The 16,214-nt window shown below is 40.6% G+C and carries 12 protein-coding genes; 5 read left to right on the top strand and 7 right to left on the bottom strand.

From position 1 onward, the window contains the following. Positions 1-4: 4 nt before the first annotated feature. Positions 5-820: an arginyltransferase gene (locus tag ACQ7EO_RS04115; RefSeq protein WP_004723650.1), complete on the top strand. Its 816-nt coding sequence runs from the start codon at positions 5-7 to the stop codon at positions 818-820. Between the two features lie 38 nt (positions 821-858). Here ACQ7EO_RS04115 and rimI read toward each other — a convergent pair whose 3' ends face one another. From rimI to ACQ7EO_RS04080, 7 genes are all read right to left on the bottom strand, one after another. Then, positions 859-1,317, bottom strand: a complete 459-nt coding sequence (rimI, locus tag ACQ7EO_RS04110) for a ribosomal protein S18-alanine N-acetyltransferase (protein WP_004723651.1) — start codon at positions 1,315-1,317, stop codon at positions 859-861. A gap of 110 nt (positions 1,318-1,427) precedes the next feature. Beyond that, positions 1,428-2,309 carry a metal-dependent hydrolase gene (locus ACQ7EO_RS04105; RefSeq protein ID WP_314339391.1) on the bottom strand — a complete coding sequence of 294 codons (882 nt, stop codon included), beginning with the start codon at positions 2,307-2,309 and terminating at the stop codon, positions 1,428-1,430. Between the two features lie 221 nt (positions 2,310-2,530). After that, on the bottom strand, positions 2,531-3,721 hold the full coding sequence (gene tuf, locus ACQ7EO_RS04100) for an elongation factor Tu (protein ID WP_004723653.1): 1,191 nt from the start codon (positions 3,719-3,721) through the stop codon (positions 2,531-2,533). Between the two features lie 93 nt (positions 3,722-3,814). Continuing rightward, entirely contained in the window at positions 3,815-5,953 is a 2,139-nt protein-coding gene (gene fusA, locus ACQ7EO_RS04095; protein WP_004723654.1) for an elongation factor G, read from the bottom strand. A 187-nt stretch (positions 5,954-6,140) separates the two neighbouring features. Further along, on the bottom strand, positions 6,141-6,611 hold the full coding sequence (gene rpsG / locus ACQ7EO_RS04090) for a 30S ribosomal protein S7 (protein ID WP_004655203.1): 471 nt from the start codon (positions 6,609-6,611) through the stop codon (positions 6,141-6,143). A 179-nt stretch (positions 6,612-6,790) separates the two neighbouring features. Continuing rightward, positions 6,791-7,165: a 30S ribosomal protein S12 gene (gene rpsL, locus ACQ7EO_RS04085; protein ID WP_004648013.1), complete on the bottom strand. Its 375-nt coding sequence runs from the start codon at positions 7,163-7,165 to the stop codon at positions 6,791-6,793. 147 nt (positions 7,166-7,312) lie between these two features. Then, the gene (locus ACQ7EO_RS04080; protein WP_434278925.1) at positions 7,313-8,794 is read right to left on the bottom strand and encodes an EcsC family protein; all 1,482 of its coding nucleotides are present in this window, start codon (positions 8,792-8,794) and stop codon (positions 7,313-7,315) included. Positions 8,795-9,107: 313 nt separating this feature from the next. Between ACQ7EO_RS04080 and ACQ7EO_RS04075 the strand changes: the two genes are divergently transcribed. The 4 genes from ACQ7EO_RS04075 to ACQ7EO_RS04060 are packed head-to-tail and all read left to right on the top strand — an operon-like array spanning position 9,108 to position 16,199. Next, complete coding sequence (locus tag ACQ7EO_RS04075; RefSeq protein WP_004817563.1) at positions 9,108-10,199, top strand: ATP-binding protein; 1,092 nt, start codon at positions 9,108-9,110, stop codon at positions 10,197-10,199. A gap of 38 nt (positions 10,200-10,237) precedes the next feature. After that, the gene (locus tag ACQ7EO_RS04070; RefSeq protein ID WP_434278924.1) at positions 10,238-12,868 is read left to right on the top strand and encodes a DUF5682 family protein; all 2,631 of its coding nucleotides are present in this window, start codon (positions 10,238-10,240) and stop codon (positions 12,866-12,868) included. Continuing rightward, positions 12,865-14,049, top strand: coding sequence for a VWA domain-containing protein (locus tag ACQ7EO_RS04065; RefSeq protein WP_434278923.1), 1,185 nt, complete (start codon positions 12,865-12,867; stop codon positions 14,047-14,049). Before ACQ7EO_RS04070 ends, ACQ7EO_RS04065 begins: the two co-directional genes overlap by 4 nt. After that, positions 14,046-16,199, top strand: a complete 2,154-nt coding sequence (locus tag ACQ7EO_RS04060; protein ID WP_434278922.1) for a hypothetical protein — start codon at positions 14,046-14,048, stop codon at positions 16,197-16,199. The genes ACQ7EO_RS04065 and ACQ7EO_RS04060 overlap by 4 nt, the downstream gene beginning before the upstream one ends. Positions 16,200-16,214 lie beyond the last annotated feature (15 nt).

Here is a 16,214-nt window from a genome sequence, read left to right as displayed (position 1 = left end):
ATTTATGAATTCTTATCATCCTAAGTCCCTATTAAACGACTTACAGTACTATATTACACCACCGCATGATTGCAGTTATCTAGAAAATAAATCTGCCCGTATGGTGTTTCTCGACCCTGTACATCGTATTGATGTTGTCACACTTTCTGAATTATCGCGTGTAGGTTTTAGACGCAGTGGTGATTTTGTTTATCGCCCTGAATGTCATCTTTGCCGCCAATGTTTATCTTGTCGGGTGCCAGTGACTGAATTTAAAATGAGCAGTGCTCAGAAAAAAGCCTGGAAACGCAATCAAGATTTAACCGTTAAAATTATTTCGACCCAAGAGGCCACACAAACGCATTATCATCTGTACGAGCGTTATATTATTGAAAGACACGCCGATGGTGATATGTTCCCACCCAGTTATGACCAATTTGAAAAATTCCTGATTCACAGTTGTACCAACAGCTTTTTCCTTGAACTGTGGAAAGATGATCGTTTAATTAGCGTATCTACTTGTGATCAATTGGATGATGGTGTCTCTGCGGTGTATACCTTCTTTGATCCAAATGAAAGTAAACGTTCACTCGGGGTTTTTGCGATTCTCAAACAAATTGAATATGTAAAATCGTTGAATTTAGATTTTGTCTACCTCGGTTATTGGGTTCCACATGCTGAGAAAATGAATTACAAATCTCAATATGCACCATTTGAATTATTATTAGATGGGCAATGGCGACGGATCAATCGTCACTTGGAAGCCAAAGAAATTCAAGAGTTGGGCGATATGTTGATGACCACCCTGCCTTCAGAATGGAATGAGCCGATTATTAAATAATCGGCTTTCGCTGTTCGCATTCTCGATATTGCTTAGACTTATTTAAATAACTTTGAAAAATCATCACTACAGGCTTTGACCATAATAATTGCATGTTCACGGCCACCCTGTTGATTCGGATAATAATTTTTTCTTAAATCAATTTGATGAAAGTTGGCTTTTTCATACAGCGCAATCGCAGCTTTATTTGACTCACGCACTTCAAGAAAGATTTGCACTGGATTATTTTTTAATAATGCAATCGATTCATCTAACAGTTGATAGCCTAATCCTTTACCCTGCTGGCTCGGATGAATCGCCATAAGTAATAAATTGGCTTCATCTAAAACAGGTTGCAGAATACAAAAGCCCACCACTTGATGGTCTTGCTCAATCACCGTACTTAAATAACTTGTTATAGACTCTTCAAATTGACTTTTTTTCCAAGGATGACTTTGTACCAAGTCTTCAATTTGAGAAACAGCGTGCAGATCTGAAGATTGCATTAAACGAATCATCTGCGTTCATCAACTCAATATAAAAAATGAATTATAAGAAATTAAACCAATAAGTCTAATAAAAAAGAGCAACAATTGTTGCTCCTTAACCAAAATGCTGACTTTAAGCGTTACAGCCCCAGTTTCGCTTTCCATGTCTCAAGCAAACTCACTGTATCTAGATCATTTGGATGAAAACCTGGCTTAAAGTATGCCAACATTTCTTTGGTCATTCCGGTGATAATGCCTTTAGATGGGCTATAAGCATATTTATAAATAATACCGAGCTCTTTTAGGTTGAGCTTGCCATCTTCTTTTAATAAACGCACTACAAAAGAGGATTGCGCCATAAAGATGAGTACCATTGCAAAAACTAAAGCCGTGGTACGTAAGCCATAAGCCTTGATACCTTTACCAAACACTGCTTCATAGACATCATAAGCCACTGCTTTATGTTCATTTTCTTCAACAGCATGCCAATACCACATATACGACATGGTTGGATCAGTCATTAACTTTTGAATATGCCCATTGACCAGCAGTTGCGAAGCAATTGTTGCCGTAAAATGCTCTAATGCAGTGGTCGCAGTTAAATCCACCATTTCTTGAGTCATACCAAAAGGCTTGACTACACGTGCAAACCATTTACGTGCGCCTTGAATTAACACACCTGTTTCACGCTCGTATTTATCAACATCATGACCAAACTTTTTTGCTGAAGCATTAAAGTTTTCATGCTCTTTGGTGTGCATGGCTTCTTGTCCAATAAAAGCACTGATCTCTTTTTGTAATGCTTCATTGTCCTTAATCGCAGGGTGATAACGTACCGCACGCACAGAATCAATAAAAAGTTTTTCACCATCCGGGAACAATGCTGACAATGCAGTCATGAAATGTGTAATACCCGCTGAACCACTTGCCCAATATTCAGGTACATCGTCAAAATTAAAATCCATACGACGTACAGGGAAAGATGCACCAGCACGGTTTGAAATATTCACTTTTGCATTCATTGCGATTCCTCCTATTAAGTGAGTTTCACTTAAATTCTTTATGTTTGTTTTTCTCTTTCTTTATATTACGTTTTTATGAAAGTTTAATAATTGCAGATTAGGTCACACAAATATCAGTTAAGGACAGCTTTTGATGGGTATTGTCTAACAATTTATAGACGCTTTATTTTATCCATAAAAAAAAGCGCCCCAAAGGAGCGCTCTTTTTACACAATCAGCGATTATGCAGTTACTTTAGCAACTACACCAGCACCAACTGTACGACCACCTTCACGGATCGCAAAACGTAGACCTGGGTCCATTGCGATTGGGTGAATTAGTTCTACTGACATTTCAACGTTGTCACCTGGCATAACCATTTCAACGCCGTCTTGTAATTGGATTGCGCCAGTTACGTCAGTTGTACGGAAGTAGAACTGTGGACGGTAACCGTTAAGGAACGGAGTATGACGACCACCTTCTTCTTTAGAAAGTACATATACTTCTGCGTCGAATTTAGTGTGCGGCTTGATTGTACCTGGTTTAGCAAGTACTTGACCACGTTGTACGTCTTCACGCTTAGTACCACGTAAAAGAACACCACAGTTCTCGCCCGCACGACCTTCGTCAAGAAGTTTACGGAACATTTCTACGCCAGTTACAGTTGTTTTAACTGTATCTTTGATACCAACGATTTCAACTTCTTCGCCGACTTTAACGATACCAGATTCTACACGACCTGTTACCACTGTACCACGACCAGAAATAGAGAATACATCTTCGATTGGCATCAAGAATGCTTTATCGATAGCACGTTCTGGTTCTGGAATATAAGAATCAAGCGCTTCAACAAGTGAAAGTACAGCTGATTCGCCATATTGACCAGCATCACCATTAAGTGCAGCAAGCGCTGAACCACGGATGATAGGTGTGTCATCACCTGGGAAGTCATAAGTAGAAAGAAGTTCACGAACTTCCATTTCTACTAATTCAAGTAATTCTTCATCATCAACAAGGTCACACTTGTTAAGGAATACAAGAATATAAGGTACACCTACTTGGCGAGAAAGAAGGATGTGTTCACGAGTTTGTGGCATTGGACCATCAGTCGCAGCACATACAAGGATCGCACCGTCCATCTGAGCAGCACCAGTAATCATGTTTTTAACATAATCGGCGTGACCTGGGCAGTCTACGTGAGCGTAGTGACGAATTGGAGAATCGTATTCTACGTGTGAAGTATTAATTGTAATACCACGTGCTTTTTCTTCTGGTGCAGAATCGATTGCTGCGTAGTCTTTAGCTTCACCGCCGTAAGTTTTTGCACAAATTGTTGCAATTGCAGCAGTTAAAGTTGTTTTACCATGGTCGACGTGACCAATTGTACCCACGTTTACGTGTGGCTTATTACGTTCAAACTTAGCCTTAGCCATGAGAGCTTCCTTTTTAAACTACTCATGCAGGGTCACTGCATGAGCACTTGGTTTTTAACTATGAATTAGTTTGGGCTTATAGTAATCGAAAGATTACTCGTCGTCACCTTTTTTACCGCCAGACTGGAATTTAGAAATGATGCCTTCAGCCACGTTACGTGGAGTTTCAGCATATTTAGCAAATTCCATAGAATATGTCGCACGACCTTGAGACATAGAACGCATTTGAGTCGCGTAACCAAACATCTCAGCAAGTGGAACTTCAGCACGAATTGCTTTAGTACCGCCAGGTAAGTCGTCCATACCCTGAACCATACCACGACGACGGTTTAAGTCACCCATGATATCGCCCATGTAGTCTTCTGGAGTTTCTACTTCAACTTTCATGATTGGTTCAAGCAAGATAGGATCTGCTTTCATGAAACCATCACGGAATGCGTAAGAACCTGCCATTTTGAACGATAATTCGTCAGAATCGACATCATGGTAAGAACCATCAAATAATGTCGCTTTGATACCCACAACAGGGTAACCAGCCAATACACCATTCTTCATACGTTCTTGAATACCTTTGTCAACCGCACCGAAGAATTCTTTAGGTACTACACCACCTACAACTTCTTCAGCGAATTGGTATTCTTTACCAGCTTCTTCAACATCCATAGGCTCTAAACGAACATATACATGACCGAATTTACCTTTACCACCTGTTTGACGTACGAATTTACCTTCTTGCTCAACACTCTTTTTGATTGTTTCGCGGTAAGCAACCATTGGTTTACCAATGTTCGCTTCAACGTTAAATTCACGCTTCATACGGTCAACAAGGATGTCAAGGTGAAGCTCACCCATACCCGCAATAATCGTTTGACCAGATTCTTCGTCTGTGCGTACACGGAACGATGGATCTTCTTTAGCCAAACGACCAAGAGCGATAGACATTTTTTCTTGGTCAGCCTTAGTTTTAGGCTCAACAGCAAGAGAAATTACTGGCTCTGGGAATTCCATACGCTCTAGTGTAATGATGTTTTTCTCATCACAAAGCGTATCACCAGTTGTTACGTCTTTAAGACCTACACATGCAGCGATGTCACCAGCGCGAATTTCTTCAACGTCTTGACGATCATTTGCGTGCATTTGTACGATACGGCCAATACGTTCACGTTTAGACTTAACTGGGTTATATACTGGGTCGCCTTGTTTAAGAACACCAGAATAAACACGTACGAAAGTCAAGTTACCTACGAACTTATCGTTCATGATTTTGAACGCTAATGCAGAGAACGGCGCTTCATCAGATGCTTCACGAATCGCTTTAGTTTCAGCTTTGTCGTCAAGAATACCTTCGATAGGCTTAACTTCTGTAGGCGATGGTAAGAATTCAATTACAGCATCCAACATACGTTGAACACCTTTGTTTTTGAATGCTGTACCACAAAGCATTGGTTGGATTTCGCCAGCCAAAGTTTGCGTACGAATACCTGCAACGATGTCTTCTTTAGAAAGATCACCTTCTTCTAGGTATTTGTCCATCAACTCTTCAGATGCTTCTGCAGCAGCTTCAACCATATTGGTGCGCCATTCTTCAGCAGATGCTTGAAGATCAGCAGGAATATCACCATATTCGAACTGCATACCTTGAGAAGCTTCATCCCAAATGATTGCTTTCATTTCGATCAGGTCAACAACACCTTGGAAATTTTCTTCAGCACCAATTGGAATCACTACAGGTACAGGATGAGCACCTAAACGAGTACGCATTTGTTCAACAACACGGAAGAAGTTTGCACCAGTACGGTCCATCTTGTTCACGAATGCTAAACGAGGCACTTTATATTTATTTGCTTGACGCCATACAGTTTCTGACTGAGGTTGAACACCACCTACAGCACAGTAAACCATGCACGCACCGTCAAGAACACGCATAGAACGTTCAACTTCGATTGTGAAGTCTACGTGTCCCGGTGTATCAATTACGTTGATACGGTGTTCAGGGAACTGCTTGCCCATACCAGACCAGAAACAAGTCGTAGCAGCTGAAGTGATTGTAATACCACGTTCTTGCTCTTGTTCCATCCAGTCCATTGTTGCTGCACCGTCATGTACTTCACCAATTTTGTGAGATACACCTGTGTAGAACAAAATACGTTCAGTAGTTGTAGTTTTACCGGCATCAATGTGCGCAGAAATACCAATGTTACGATAACGAGAAATTGGGGTTTGACGAGCCATGATTTCTTGCATTCCTAAATTTTGTTGTTTAAAACAGGACGCATCAATGAAGCATTGATGCGTACGGATACTCGATACGTAATGGGCAACTTAAATACCCGCAAATCCCCCACTTTGGTAGAGGGCGATGTTAAATCGTGCTGCAGTACGCATGAGTATTCTCCTGATTAGGGACTGTTTTAGCCGCTTAGAAGCGGTAGTGAGAGAAGGCTTTGTTAGCTTCAGCCATACGGTGCACATCTTCACGTTTTTTGATCGCTGCGCCTTTACCTTCAGCTGCATCAAGCAACTCACCAGCAAGACGTAACGCCATAGTTTTTTCAGAACGCTTAGCAGCAGCATCTACCAACCAACGCATAGCTAGGGCAGTACGACGGGATGGGCGTACTTCCATAGGTACCTGATAAGTAGCACCACCAACACGGCGTGCTTTTACTTCGACCATAGGACGAACTTTTTCAAGAGTAGTCTCGAAAAATTCAACTGGGTCTACTTTATTTTTTTCTTGAACGCGGTCTAAAGCACCGTAAACGATACTTTCAGCAATAGACTTTTTACCATCTTGCATTACGTGGTTCATGAATTTAGCGATTGTTTGGCTACTGAACTTAGGATCCGGAAGGATTTCACGAGCAGCGACTACGCGACGTCTTGGCATTTTAATCTACCTATAAATATGACACTTCAGGTTTATCCAGCATCAGCACAAAGTGTCGTGTGCTATTCGCTGGCCTTACTACACGTCGCTTGAATTTCACAAAATTAATGCAGAAATCAGACAAGCGAGACGATAAAGGATTGCGGCTCTATATTCTTAAGAAGCTAATCTTTAAAAGATTATTTCTTAGGACGTTTAGTACCGTATTTTGAACGAGACTGGTTACGATCTTTAACACCAGCACAGTCCAAAGAACCACGAACGGTATGGTAACGTACACCTGGTAAGTCTTTAACACGACCACCACGGATAAGAACAACACTGTGCTCTTGTAGGTTATGGCCTTCACCACCGATATAGCTAGAAACTTCGAAACCCGAAGTTAAGCGAACACGGCAAACTTTACGCATTGCTGAGTTAGGTTTTTTAGGTGTAGTTGTATAAACACGTGTACAAACACCACGACGTTGTGGACAAGCCTTCAACGCAGGAACTTTTGATTTTTCAATCAAAGTTGTGCGACCCTTACGGATCAACTGATTTGTTGTTGCCATATGGCAATTCTCCCGTTAATAAAAAGCCTCAAAAAATTACCACTTTTTGAGGGCATGCAATTGTAAGCCAAGAAGTAAAAATGGTCAACATTCAACATGGTGTCAAATATTGACCATTTCAAGCTTTGGCTAAATGAATGATTCAACTTACTCAGGCTTACTTTCTGATTTTGTTTCAGTAGCTTCTTGCGTTTTTTCAGACGCTTTTACCGTATTTTCTGTAGCAGCTTTGGCTTTTACCGGGGTACGCTTTTTTGTTACAGTTTTTGCAGTTGTCGATGTTTTCGCCACATCAGTTACTTTCGCTGTAGTGGTCTCCACTGCTGCGACTTTCTTTTGTGCGGTACGTCGAGGTTTTACAGGTGTCGCTTTGTCTTGCTGTTGAGTCGCATGTTTATCTTCAATGTGCGTTTCAGCCAGTTTTTGAATCCCCTGCTCAACTTTTTGCTCAGCATTGGGTTCATCAACAGTTTCACTGGTTTTTTCTTTCACTTCAACATGAGTAATTGCTTCATTTTCAACCTGAGACTCGACTTTCTCTGCAAGTGTTTCTGCTTTGCTACCGTCTAAAAGCAAGGGATGCGCATCTGAGATCAATTGACTAAATTTTTCATAAGCATCTAATACATCAATTTTTTCATCAGAATGCTGTAGCAGATATTGCCTTGCACCAGAAAATACAATTTGAGCTTTATCGGTTGCATCATCGACCAGTTTCCAGCTATATGCAGCACTGATGCCCATCGTGGCTAAGGGGGTAAGTCGTGTCAACAGGCTAAAATGTGGAAGATTATTCATCCATGGCAACTTAAATGTACCATCCTCATTTGCCACCCATTTTTTTAACAGCTCTATATCATTGCTTGAACCTAATAGCTGTTGCAATTGGCTCACATTGTGGGTTTGCAACACCCCTGCAAAAGTTCGTATTGCCGCCATCAATGCGTGTTTTTCAGCAACAGTGCCTAGATCAATTTGTTTAAAAATGTATTCAACAACAGCATGATCTTTTGCATTCAACTCAAAACCATGCGCTCGCCCAGTGTGATAAACACTTCGGAGTGCCAAAGCCAGTGAACTAGGTACATCAAGAATTGCGCCTAAGCCGCCAAACGCGCCTGTCACTGTACCTTGAATTGCAGCAATAATTTTATTCTGATTCGCCAGCGCAGTACTGATCCGTTGTGAACGTTCAGGATCCTTGGCCAATTCTGCCAAGCTTTTTGCACCCACTTCTTTTAGAACAGCTTCTACAGAAGTCAGTTCTGAAACAAACTCATTCAGCTTATCAAAAATAAAATCAGACAATTTATCGTTTAAATCTGGTGAAATAAACGAAGCGACATTATTGATTTTTTTATAATGTTTCCCCAAAAGCTGCCCAGTTACATTGGGTAGATGTTCCCGTAGCATTTGTTGAGGATTTTCATATTGTTTACGTTCAAAAGCACTTTTTTCTTGAGCAGTGCCTTGTACAACGGATTCAATTTTAGGACTGTGGCTCAATTTACTCACCGTACCAGGAGCAACATGATTGATCACACTTAAGCCTGTTTCGCTTAACTTTTTGGCCATGCCAAAAGCGTTTGAAATAAATCCGCCTGATTGTTTTTTATTAGAATTTGCCATGTGCACCCTCGTAACTGTGGTTTTTCAAACACTAAAGCTTGTATTAAATAGTTTCTCAACGCTTACATTAATGTACTGATTCACGAATCAATACAATCACTATTTCACAAAATTTCAATACAGATCATCATACTATACAATTATAAACAATCTAACCCTAGTTCACTTGCAATTACAGCACTCAATTTACTTAAAAATACTTTTTATAACAAACAGATGTCACAATTTGTCGCGAACAACTTATGTACCAGTGGTCATCTCAGCCTTTGCCAGTTATGATAGATTCATTGGATAAAATATATATAGAATCATTATGAAGCAAAATTTTCAAAATCAAATTAAGCACAGTTCAGAACAAAAATATCAAGCGGAACTAGAACGCTTAAAAGAACAAGATCAACATAGAAAGCCAGCAGGTTGGCAACTTTCTGCTTACGCTGTTCGCTCATTTATCTTGGGTGATGCCAAACTGGATATTCAAAAAAAGTTTTATGGTGATGATGCCTTAGTTGATCGTGCCTTGGTTACGTTGATGGGCAATCAGGGTTTGATGCTGGTGGGTGAACCAGGTACAGCAAAATCGATGCTTTCAGAGCTATTTAGTGCTGCCATTTCAGCCAATTCTCAGCTCACAATTCAAGGGACAGCAGGGACAACAGAAGACCATATTAAATATTCTTGGAACTACGCACTCCTTTTATCGGAAGGACCAACAGATAAATCACTGATCCCCTCCCCACTCTTCTATGCCATGAAAAATGGACAAATTGCCCGCTTTGAAGAAATCACCCGTTGTCCACCTGAAATTCAGGATGTGTTGGTGTCTTTACTGTCTGAGAAGCAAATGATGATCCCTGAAATGGGACAAGATTTTAGTTTGCAAGCTACACAAGGATTTAACATCATCGCAACAGCAAACTTGCGTGATCGTGGCGTACATGAAATGTCAGCAGCATTAAAGCGCCGCTTTAACTTTGAAACAGTAAAACCAATTCGTGATCAAAAATTTGAAATCGAACTGGTGGGATTACAACTTAAGAACCAGCTTGCTGATTTATACAGTGAAATCCAAGTTCGCCCAGAAGTTATCGAACTCTTGGTGACCATTTTCAATGAGCTCAGAACAGGACAAAGTCTGCAAGGCGCAACACTTAAAACACCTGATGCTGTTATGTCTACTGCTGAAGCGGTCAATATTGCCCATGCGGCAGGTCTACAAGCCATTTATCTCAGTGATGGAAAATTAAAAGCAGAACACCTCGCACAACAATTGATTGGGGTTGTGTTTAAAGATAACCCAGATGACGCTAAACGCCTACGTTACTATCTGGATACTGTGGTGAAAGAGCGTGCACGTAAAGATGCCGACTGGAAAAGTTTCTATGACGCCAGCCGAGAGTTTTAATCATGCAGCTGCTGGATCGAAATAGAGAGAGAGGTGAAATGCCTGAACGCTTAAAACAGGCATTTCAACTGAAACAGCAAATGGCAGAGCAAAACGTTTTTTTTGCGCCAATCCGTCATCATAGCCCCGCTTGTGCATACGCGTTAAAACAATATATCGATGAGCTGAAGCCCACACACATTTTAATCGAAGCACCAACAAGTTTTGAGTTTTTAATTGAAAGCTTACAGAACCAAGCCACTCAGCCTCCTGTGGCCATATTTGCACAAGCCCAACGCTCTTCAAATAAAACCTCACCCAAAAAAGGCGCTGCAAATAAAGAGAGTGCTGGCGAAGAACATGAAAGTGATGACGAGGTTCAACCAGAAATCTTTTCTGCCTACTTCCCTTTTTGTGAATACTCCCCTGAATGGGTCGCCATCCAACAGGCAAAACTCATTCAAGCAGATGTTAAATTTATTGACTTGGATTGGGCAAAACAAAGTGCTTTAAAAACGCAACAGTCCGATTTGGACTGGCAACAAAAAAGTTTGCAGTCTGAACGTTATTTTGCACATAGCCAATATATCCAAAAACTTGCTGAAACCATGCATTGCCGAAATCACGATGAACTTTGGGATCATTTATTCGAGCTGCAAAATGTTGAACAACTGCAACATGCTCAAACATTTTTTGATGATGTTTTTGCTTGGTGTTCATTGGCACGTTTGGATTATGAGCGTGAGGTACTTTTGCAAGATGCTTCATTACATCGTGAAGATGTGATGTGGAATTGCATCCAAGACAGTATTGATCCCAAACATAAACTTTTGGTGATCACGGGTGGCTTTCATAGTCTTGCCTTAATTGAAAATCTAGCAGCCCCACAGCAAGCAGAACGTTTTATTGTCCAAGATCAAAAGCAAAACTGGCAAGAGCAAGCTTGGCTGATTCGCTATAGTTTCGATCGTTTAGATGCTTTAAATGGCTATGCTTCAGGTATGCCCTCTCCTGCATATTATCAACAACATTGGCAAAATTTAAAATCTGCAAACAATCCAACGGTTGAACAGACGCAACTGCAATTTTTTCAATATTTGAATGAGTTGTGCCATTTTTTAAACCAAGAAAATGCACTGGATGTAACGCCTTATATCGCACTAAAAAATACCGCTGAACTTGCTTGGCAATTGGCTTGCCTTCGAGGGCATTATCAACCGAGCCGTTATGATTTACTCGATGCCTTACAATCCGCCTTAATCAAAGGGGAAATGGATGATGGGCAACAACATTTATTTACCCTGATTTTTCAATTTTTAAGTGGACAACAACTTGGTAAGGTTGCTCAAAATCAGCACAGCCCTGCATTATTACAAAATACCTATCAACAGATTAAAGCCTATCGTTTTAATTTAAATGACACCATTTTACGCAATCGAAAACTCGATATTTATCGTAAACCTTTACATCAGGACATTAGCCAATATTTGCATTTACTGGAATTTGTCGGCTGTAATTTTGCTCAACGTATTTCAGGTCCAGATTTTGTACAAGGTGCCAGTCTGGATTTGCTGTTTGAGGAATGGCGTTATGCATGGACACCCAGTGTCGAAGCGCGTTTGATTGAACTGGCAGAAATGGGCAATCAACTCGAACAAATTGCACTACTTAAAATTATTAAACTACAGCAAGAAAATGAAGCAAAAGGTGTCGGGCAATCTGCCTTTGAAACTGCCAAATTGCTGGCTTTGGCGTGTCGCTTAGGATTAAAGCAACATTTAGAATTGCTCAGTCAACAACTCGATACTTTTTTAGAAAGCGATCAAAACCTTGCCTCGGTGATTGGTGCAGCACAGCAATTGTATTATTTGTGGCATGGTCACAAGCTGTTAAATTTACCCGAAAATATCGTGATACAAAGTTTAAGTTTTGCCGTCTATCAGGCCTGTTTTTTACTTGATCAAATTTACGATACCCATGAAGAAAAAATTGAACAAAATCTTAGCAACTTAAAAACCTTGCATGAACTGATTTTAAATATCAAGCAACGAAATCTTTCACTACAGCATGCAGTCGTAAATGCACAAGATGTAGATTTACTGGAACTGATGTATAGCCAAATTGATCTGGCAAAAATTGATGAGTTTCATCTTAGTTCACTCAAAGGTGCGCTGCATACTTTGCAGTTTTTAGACCATCAAATTGAGCAAAATCAGCTTCAAAAACAATTACAACTGGCTTTTGCAGTGGGAAGTGATCCTGAAGATGCTGTGCAATACCTACATGGCATGTTTTTTATTGCGCCTGAAATCTTTGTGCAATCCAAGGTTGCAATTGATGCACTTCACCAATTGGTCAGTCATTGGACGGAAGACACCTTTATTCGGATTTTACCTGATTTACGCTATATCTTTAGTCAACTCACCCCAAAGCAAAGCACCAAAGTATCGAAAATTATCGCAAAAACCACAGGACTTGGCGAGGATGTCATTCTCGATCAGGTGCTTAGTCATATAGGGGAACAGGATGTATTCCAAGGCATACAACTTAACCAGCAACTGCAAAAAATATTTGAATATGATCACTTAGATCGCTGGGCAAGCAATCGCTCAAAACGACTCAATCCAGAACAACTCAACCCAGAACAACAGCTTGAACCGCAATCAGAACAACAGGGAGTGAATAAATGAGCCAATTACCTCCTGAACCAAATCTTGATGAAAACTCAGATCCCCCCGCTTCTCTTGATGCAATGGATCAAGCACGCCGTTGGCGCTTGATGCTCGGTCGCTATGCCGACCTGAATTTATCAGCAGCGGCATTGTCTGGCGATCAACTGAAACTTGAGCGCAACCTCGATTATCTCTACCAAAATGAATATAAACGTCGTGGCATTCAACAAGGGAAAAATCGCCATGGCGGTTTGGAAGCTTCGCAGCTTAACGCGATTAACTGGCTCAACCAAAGTCGAAAACTGTTCCCAAAATCGACTTTTGAACGTATGCAAAAACAAGCCATAGAGCGTTATGAATTAACTGAATTATTTAAAAATCCAGAGCATGTAAGACAACTTGAACCCAACCCTGCGGTGGCTAAAGCTTTGCTGAGTATGCGTGGTCGTTTAAGCAATGAGATGAAGGATGCGATTCGAGAATTAATTCAAAAAGTCGTGGAAGAACTCTTACAAAAAATCCGCACACAATTTTTAAAAGCGCTACAAGGTCGTCGTAATCGTTTTAAGCGTTCACATCTTAAACAGGCACAAAACTTTGATTGGAAACGGACCATTCAAGCCAATCTCAAGAATTATCAGCCTGATTTACAAAAACTGATTATCCAAACCCCTTATTTTAATGCCCGTGTACAGAAACATTTGCCATGGGAAATTGTACTGTGTGTCGACCAAAGTGGCTCGATGATGGATTCGATCATGTATGCAGCAGTATGTGCCAGTATTTTGGCAGCTCTCCCTGCGGTCAAAATTAGTCTGGTCCTGTTTGACACCCAAATTGTTGATTTAAGCCATTTAGCGCATGACCCAGTTGAAGTCTTACTGACCATTCAACTCGGTGGCGGAACCAACATTGGTCAAGCTTTGCAATACTGTCAAAAGAAAATTAAACAACCCAATCGCAGTATTTTAGTCTTGATCAGTGACTTTGAAGAAGGTGCATCCGTTCAACAAATGCTCAACACCACCAGCCAACTCAACCAACAAGGCTGCAAACTGCTTGGGCTTGCTGCGCTGGATCAAGCAGCCAATCCTGTTTATGACATCAATATGGCACAAAAACTCCAAGAACGCGGTATGCAAATCGCTGCAATGACCCCTGAACATTTGGCAACATGGTTTGCAGAGGTGATGCAATGAGTTGGCATATTTATACCCAATACGATGAAGACAGCCTAACCATGCACAGCAATGCTGGTCTTCTACGTCGTGCCCGTAAAGCCTTAGATGCTGTTGAACTACTACAACAAGAGCACGATCAACTGGTATTTAAAGTCGAAGAATGTGAAGTTAAACTGCCCCTTGAGGGCATCACCAAAGCACAGTGTAATTGTTCAGCACAAGGCTGTTGTAAACATATTCTCAGCAGTATTTTATGGATTCAGGAACATGAAACACTACTAACTACCGCAAATAGCCCAAGTGAAAATAGCCCTAACAATAATCTAGAAGATACAGTACTGCTAGCTCAACATGAAACATCTCAACATACTGAGCCATCTGAGCAAGTAACAACATCAGCCCTTGAAACTGTTTTAGAATTTGATCCAAGCAAAATCCAAAAACAAGCAGGCAAAGCCAATATTCGTTTGGCCCATGAATTTGTACAAAATTGGTTGCTTCAACCTGAATCCTGTCAAATTGATATTCAAGAACATAAAATCACTTTTCTAACCGATTTAAGTCCCAATCCAGTTGTTCTCTACCCTGCAACAGGGTTTGAAGGCATGTTGTCAGAAATTGCAGACAAACAAAAAGTTGCTGGGCATTTGGCATGTATTGCTTATTTAGTTCTGAAAAATGCCCCTGAAAAATGGCAATGGTCCATTGATACAACAGCGCAACATCATCATCCTACACAGCAACTTTCGCCTGATGATCAGGTATTGATCCAAGAACTTAAACTCATTTGTCAAAACTTTATTCAGCAAGGTTTGTCACATCTGGCCAAAGAAATGGTCATGTCACTGCATATTTTAAATATGCAAGCACGCGCACAAAACTTACCACGTTTAGGGAGCTTATTGCGTGCCTTACATGGCTCAATGAAGCAGTTTTTAGAAGCAGATGTACAGGTAGATGAGCAGCAGATTTTTAATCAATTGGCACATTTGTATGCCTATTTGGCTGCACTGTCAGAAATCGAGCATTTAAATCCGGATGTTCAAGCCGAAGCATTGCGACAACTTCGTGGTGCTGTACAACGCGACTATCAACAAGAAAGCATAGCGCATCTAATCCCGCTTGGTTGTGAATGGTGGAATACAGAGAGTGGTGCACATGGTCTAACGCTATGCTTCTGGGATGTAAAAGAGCAACAACTCAAAGAAGTGACTCAGGCACGTGCCAATCATTTAGACCGGACCTTTGATATGCACAGTGCAGCCAATACTGGGATTTGGGGAAGTTCTCTCAGCTTTTTACTCCAGCATCAACTTGAATTAACCCATGCAAAATCCAGTTCAGAGACACAACTCAGTGCCAGCACAGATACTCGTTTTTTACCAAAGGGCTTGTTCAACGCACTTAGCCAATCCGATTTAGAACAAATGAATATTGGCATTTCAACATGGCAATCTTTACAGCAAATGCTTGTTCCGCATTCAAGCCTAGAACAGCTTAAATCACGTTATGTACTGCTTCGCCATAAAAGTATCACAGCACCTGAACTCAACGAACTAGAGCAATATTTTGAATACCGTATCACTGATGATGAAAATAGAGCACTCAAACTGGTCATTCCAATAGAACCAGAATACCGTGCACGAATTAAACATCTCACCCAACTGATTCATAATGAAAAAATTATCGCAACGTTGGTGCGTATCGAAGCAACACAGCAACAGATTCAATTCATTCCATGTAGTGTGTTTTTAACAACGCCAAAAGGTTTAAAAATATTCAGTCTGGATTATGATCATCCTGTACAGAAGAAAAGTAGCTTGGTTGAGCTGATTACTGGTCGAATTGAAAAATTGCTCGAACAAAAAAAGCAATGGAAACATCAGCAACATTTATCTGCATTAGACCTTTTGATCTTGGAATCACAAGCCTTGTTTGAATTCTATGCAAATACAGGTCGTTCAAAATTGGATACAGATGATCTGGTTAAACTGGATGATTTTGCTGAAAAGTTTGCAGATTTGGGTTTAAGCTTTATTCAAAACTCACTTAAATCAGATTCCACACAGCACAATTTAGCCAGTCAGCTTTTAAAATGGCGACATGTTTTATTACAACTACAACGCCTAAATCATAGAATCGCTTTAGAAGGACAAGTTACGTCGTGATAAATTAAGCTTGCT

It is taken from the genome of Acinetobacter sp. CE-15, assembly GCF_051059255.1.
Classification (GTDB): Bacteria; Pseudomonadota; Gammaproteobacteria; order Pseudomonadales; family Moraxellaceae; genus Acinetobacter; species Acinetobacter guillouiae.
The sequence above is the reverse complement of the archived record's forward strand: the minus strand, read 5'-3'. Positions and strand labels throughout refer to the sequence as shown.

Coding starts and splice junctions, on each gene's coding strand:
- rimI (WP_004723651.1), bottom strand. CDS start 1,317: ATGATTCGTTTAATGCAATCTTCAGATCTGCACGCTGTTTCTCAAATT.
- ACQ7EO_RS04080 (WP_434278925.1), bottom strand. CDS start 8,794: ATGGCAAATTCTAATAAAAAACAATCAGGCGGATTTATTTCAAACGCT.
- rpsL (WP_004648013.1), bottom strand. CDS start 7,165: ATGGCAACAACAAATCAGTTGATCCGTAAGGGTCGCACAACTTTGATT.
- fusA (WP_004723654.1), bottom strand. CDS start 5,953: ATGGCTCGTCAAACCCCAATTTCTCGTTATCGTAACATTGGTATTTCT.
- tuf (WP_004723653.1), bottom strand. CDS start 3,721: ATGGCTAAGGCTAAGTTTGAACGTAATAAGCCACACGTAAACGTGGGT.
- ACQ7EO_RS04070 (WP_434278924.1), top strand. CDS start 10,238: ATGCCTGAACGCTTAAAACAGGCATTTCAACTGAAACAGCAAATGGCA.
- rpsG (WP_004655203.1), bottom strand. CDS start 6,611: ATGCCAAGACGTCGCGTAGTCGCTGCTCGTGAAATCCTTCCGGATCCT.
- ACQ7EO_RS04060 (WP_434278922.1), top strand. CDS start 14,046: ATGAGTTGGCATATTTATACCCAATACGATGAAGACAGCCTAACCATG.
- ACQ7EO_RS04065 (WP_434278923.1), top strand. CDS start 12,865: ATGAGCCAATTACCTCCTGAACCAAATCTTGATGAAAACTCAGATCCC.
- ACQ7EO_RS04075 (WP_004817563.1), top strand. CDS start 9,108: ATGAAGCAAAATTTTCAAAATCAAATTAAGCACAGTTCAGAACAAAAA.
- ACQ7EO_RS04115 (WP_004723650.1), top strand. CDS start 5: ATGAATTCTTATCATCCTAAGTCCCTATTAAACGACTTACAGTACTAT.
- ACQ7EO_RS04105 (WP_314339391.1), bottom strand. CDS start 2,309: ATGAATGCAAAAGTGAATATTTCAAACCGTGCTGGTGCATCTTTCCCT.